This is a genomic window from Pricia sp. (assembly GCF_041745955.1).
Taxonomy (GTDB): Bacteria; Bacteroidota; Bacteroidia; order Flavobacteriales; family Flavobacteriaceae; genus Pricia.
Genome location: NZ_JBGTHY010000336.1, coordinates 1 through 3,299, shown reverse-complemented (window position 1 = coordinate 3,299; position 3,299 = coordinate 1). Strand labels below are relative to the sequence as shown.

The following is a 3,299-nucleotide window of genomic DNA, read 5'->3' as shown; positions in this document are numbered from 1 at the left end:
ATGGATGGGCAAAAGAATATTTTACATTTTTAGAATTTCTTTCTGCAGCATCTCAAGCGCCTTGTTCACCGTTTTTTGGATAATCCGTTCCCGATGATTGCCCATGTTGAATTTCTCGGCGAAAAGGCCTTTTGGGGAGGCTATGGCAATACATACCGTACCGATCTCGGCATCGGAATCCCCTTTCGTGGGGCCGGCGTTTCCCGTAGTGGCAATGGCAAAATCCGTTTTCAACAGCTTTTTTGCGTTTCCGGCCATGGCTTTGGCTACTTCGGTACTTACCACCGAATGTTCGTCGATCATTGCGCTCGGTACTTTCAATACGTTTACCTTGGTCTCTGTGGCATAGCTTACGACGCTTCCCTTAAAATAGGCAGAAGCACCGGATAGGGCGGTCAGTTGCTGTGCTATGCTACCCCCGGTGCAACTTTCTGCGGTGGCCAAGGTCATCTTCCTTTCCGTAAGTAGTTTGGCGACGACTTCTTCGAGCGTTTCCTCATCTGCTATACCATAAATAATATCACCGATCAAGGGATTCAGCTTTTCAAACTCGTTTTCAATGGTATCTTCCAGTACTTTTTGATCAGTGCCTTTGGCCGTCAACCGCAACCTTACCTTTCCCAAACTGGGCAAATAGGCCAATTTTACAAAAGATGGCAGGCTATTCTCCCAATCCTCGATTTTATCGGCAATGGCACTTTCGCCCAGGCCATAGGTGACCAAAGTCCTATGAAGGATAAAAGGCCGCTTAAATTGTTCGATAATTTTAGGGATGACCGCATTCCGCATCAAATTTTTCATCTCGAAAGGCACACCGGGAAGCGACACAAAAGCCGTTTCACCGGACACCATCCACATTCCGGGGGCGGTACCATACTCATTTTTAAATACGGTCGCCTTCGACGGAACCCTAGCCTGTTTTCTATTGATGTCGGAAATGGGGGTCGAGGTGATATATTTTTTGAAAAGATGTTCTACATGGGCCAGAACATCCGGGTCCTCGACCAAGGTGTCATCGAAGAATTCACAGAAAACGTGTTTGGTAATATCGTCTTTGGTCGGGCCCAGCCCACCGGTTATGATGACCACTTTGACCCTTTTTTGGGCATCTTCGAGGGCTTGAAGAATATGCTCCCTATCATCTTGTACCGAAGTAATCTGATAGACCGAAACACCGATTTTGGTCAATTCTTTCGCAATAAACGCGGAATTGGTGTCCACAATCTGGCCTATGAGAATCTCATCACCTATGGTAATTATCTCAGCGAACATTACAGATGAAAGTCCTTTTTAAGCTCCCCTACGACCTGATAGATATCCTTTTTGAGCATCTGGAATATTTTTTCCATCTCCGATATGTCCGCTCCCTGTTTTCCCAAGGTCTCTATTTCCAAGGCCGCCTCACGGGTCTGCTCCATCCCCAATAGGTCTACGTTCGGTTTTATTTTATGTGCCAATTGGTAGGCCTGTTCGTGATCTTTTTGGTTCAAAGCGGCCTCCAGGTCCTCAAGGTCTTGGGGCACTTCCTCTAAAAAAACGGAAATCACGGAGTTGATGAAATCTTCATCGCCATCGGCCATTTCATTTATTTTATCGAGATTGTAGATCATTTGGTGGGAGTATTGGGTTTGGTGTTCGGTGTTTGGTGTTTGGTGTTTGGTGTTTGGTGTTTGGTGTTTGGTGTCGTAAATGTTCATTTTTCTTGGAAATTCGGTGTTTTTCAATCTGAATTGAATTATTTCGCTTTCACCGAGAACATTTCATGTCCCTCTAAAACGCCGGTAAGGTAATCATTTGTAACGATTTTGCCAACTCCGGATGGCGTACCGGTAAATAAAATATCCCCCTTTTTCAACATAAAAAATCGGGAAACGTAGGCTACGAGTTCATCTATTTTCCAAAGCATCAACTTTGTATTTCCTTTTTGTACTTCGGTCCCGTTTTTTACCAACGAAAAGTCGAGGGAATTCAAATCTTTAAACTCCGATTTTGGCAACCATTTTCCGATGACCGCTGCACCGTCGAATCCTTTTGCTTTTTCCCAGGGCAGCCCTTTTTCCTTTAGTTTTGATTGAAGGTCGCGGGCCGTAAAATCAATGCCGAGACCCACCTCATCATAATAGTTGTGAGCGAATTTCCCGTCGATATGCTTGCCGACTTTCTTGATCTTCACCAGCACCTCGACCTCATAATGTACGTCATCGGAAAATTCGGGAATATAAAAATCCTGATCCTTCGGCAATATGGCAGAATCGGGCTTGATAAACACCACCGGCTCAGTAGGCCTTTCGTTTTTCAATTCTTCGATATGGTCGGCGTAATTTCGGCCAATACAAATCAATTTCATGCTTTAAACTATCGGATTATTGAATTTTTTATTGTCAACTGCCACTGCCAACTTTCGCTTAACCAAGCTTATTGTTCAACTTACTAAGTTTTATTTGTGTCAGCACCTTCTTCGTGTACAAAGGAAAATCCGCATTTAAGATCCATCCGAAATAGCCGGGTTCTTGTTCGAGTACGTCGCGTACTTTTTTGCCTTTGTGCTTTCCAAAGGAAAAGATTTCGATACCCTCTTCATCATAGCCCAAAAAGCCCGCAAAATCGGCGAATTGGCGATGGGTGGAAAACTCGGCCAGTTTTTTGACGTTGTTTTCCAGTTCGGGATAGCGATCTAATTGGGCCTTCAGCACTTCGTAAGTTGCGTTCGTATCGGCTTCGGCACTGTGGGCGTCGACCAGCTCTTTGTCACAATAGAATTTATAGGCGGCACCGAGCGTTCGTTTTTCCATTTTATGAAAAATGGTCTGTACGTCGATGGAGACCATGTTCTTCATATCGAAATCGACCTCGGCACGTAGCATTTCCTCGACCAAAAGGGGAATATCGAAACGGTCGGAGTTGAAGCCACCCAAATCGCAGTCCTTTATCATCCCATAAATTTCCTTGGAAAGTTCCTTAAACATCGGTTCGTTCGCCACTTTTTCGTTGGATATCCCATGGATGGTAATAACATCCTCGGGGATTTTGACTCCCGGATTGACCAACCAGGTCTTACTTTCAGTCGTACCGTTAGGGAGCACCTTTAATATGGAAATCTCGACAATACGGTCTTTGGCGATGTTCGTACCCGTGGTTTCGAGATCGAAAAAACAAATGGGGCGTGTAAGGTTTAAATCCATGAATTGGGTCGTTTAGGTCAAAGATACGGTTTGGTGAGGTTTTGAAAAATGAATGGGATATTTTATTAATGTCCGACTTCAAGATCACAACCGCGTATTGATAATATTATTAAAGGC

General features: G+C 44.4%; 4 protein-coding genes. All 4 read right to left on the bottom strand.

Annotated features, from left to right (window positions below):
* Nucleotides 1–21: 21 nt before the first annotated feature.
* From ACEW8S_RS12365 to ACEW8S_RS12350, 4 genes are read right to left on the bottom strand one after another with little or no spacing between them, the layout of a single operon-like run.
* Nucleotides 22–1,272, bottom strand: coding sequence for a competence/damage-inducible protein A (locus ACEW8S_RS12365; protein ID WP_373518455.1), 1,251 nt, complete (start codon nucleotides 1,270–1,272; stop codon nucleotides 22–24).
* On the bottom strand, nucleotides 1,272–1,697 hold the full coding sequence (locus tag ACEW8S_RS12360; protein WP_373518454.1) for an Hpt domain-containing protein: 426 nt from the start codon (nucleotides 1,695–1,697) through the stop codon (nucleotides 1,272–1,274). Before ACEW8S_RS12360 ends, ACEW8S_RS12365 begins: the two co-directional genes overlap by 1 nt.
* Nucleotides 1,698–1,735: 38 nt before the next feature.
* Nucleotides 1,736–2,347 carry a fumarylacetoacetate hydrolase family protein gene (locus tag ACEW8S_RS12355; protein ID WP_373518453.1) on the bottom strand — a complete coding sequence of 204 codons (612 nt, stop codon included), beginning with the start codon at nucleotides 2,345–2,347 and terminating at the stop codon, nucleotides 1,736–1,738.
* Between the two features lie 58 nt (nucleotides 2,348–2,405).
* Nucleotides 2,406–3,182, bottom strand: a complete 777-nt coding sequence (locus tag ACEW8S_RS12350) for an exonuclease domain-containing protein (RefSeq protein ID WP_373518452.1) — start codon at nucleotides 3,180–3,182, stop codon at nucleotides 2,406–2,408.
* Between the last annotated feature and the right edge of the window lie 117 nt (nucleotides 3,183–3,299).

Excerpts from the sequence above, each read along its gene's own strand:
- ACEW8S_RS12360 (WP_373518454.1), bottom strand. The coding sequence starts at position 1,697 with ATGAACATTTACGACACCAAACACCAAACACCAAACACCAAACACCAA.
- ACEW8S_RS12365 (WP_373518455.1), bottom strand. The coding sequence starts at position 1,272 with ATGTTCGCTGAGATAATTACCATAGGTGATGAGATTCTCATAGGCCAG.
- ACEW8S_RS12355 (WP_373518453.1), bottom strand. The coding sequence starts at position 2,347 with ATGAAATTGATTTGTATTGGCCGAAATTACGCCGACCATATCGAAGAA.
- ACEW8S_RS12350 (WP_373518452.1), bottom strand. The coding sequence starts at position 3,182 with ATGGATTTAAACCTTACACGCCCCATTTGTTTTTTCGATCTCGAAACC.